At 68.7% G+C, this 550-nt stretch carries 4 pseudogenes; all 4 read right to left on the minus strand.

The annotated features are described in order from the left end of the window. A pseudogene (locus U8L64_RS00465) lies at window positions 1-144 on the minus strand (Sua5/YciO/YrdC/YwlC family protein); the annotation flags it as partial. After that, a pseudogene (locus tag U8L64_RS20185) lies at window positions 137-220 on the minus strand (hypothetical protein); the annotation flags it as partial. The pseudogenes U8L64_RS00465 and U8L64_RS20185, both read right to left, overlap by 8 nt. 109 nt (window positions 221-329) lie before the next feature. After that, window positions 330-413 (minus strand): annotated as a pseudogene (locus U8L64_RS00470) (hypothetical protein); the annotation flags it as partial. Continuing rightward, window positions 406-550, minus strand: a pseudogene (locus U8L64_RS20190) (hypothetical protein); the annotation flags it as partial. The pseudogenes U8L64_RS20190 and U8L64_RS00470, both read right to left, overlap by 8 nt.

The following is a 550-nucleotide window of genomic DNA, read 5'->3' on the forward strand; positions in this document are numbered from 1 at the left end:
CACCAACCAGGTGTTCGGCCCCGGCCAGGTGCCGACGAGGCGATCGAGCCAGCGTTCGGGCAGATCATCGAGGAGGAAGTCGAACTGGTCGATGTGCGCGGCGACCAGGATCAGGCCTTTCTCCATCGGGCGCATCTTCAACGCCGACTTCGATGACGGTGGTGGCGACCAGCAGCTGCAGGCGCCCCTGCTTGAACTCGTCCATCACCGCGGCCTTCTCGGTAGCCGGATCGATCAGGCGCGCGCCTGGCGTTGCTGGTTCGTGGCGCGGGGGAGCGGGATGCGGCGGCACCGAGCAGCACGGCGCTTCCGCTGGGCGGCGCACCGGCTGAATAGCCCTCCATGGAGAAGGCGAAAGGCGAGTCGACGTCCTGCGGCTGGCGCGGCTCGTGCACGCTGATATCGGCGCGCACCGGCGACCATCGGCGGCTGGTGCTCGCGCACCGCGTCCTCGAGGATCTGCGTCAGGCGGCTGGTTGGCCAGCGATTCGGCGGCTCGCGCACATCCAGCGGCGTCCAGGGGTTCCAGGACGGCGGAATCTCTATCCAC

The organism is Pseudomonas sp. FIP_A4, assembly GCF_036701605.1.
In the GTDB taxonomy this organism is placed as follows: Bacteria; Pseudomonadota; Gammaproteobacteria; order Pseudomonadales; family Pseudomonadaceae; genus Stutzerimonas; species Stutzerimonas phenolilytica.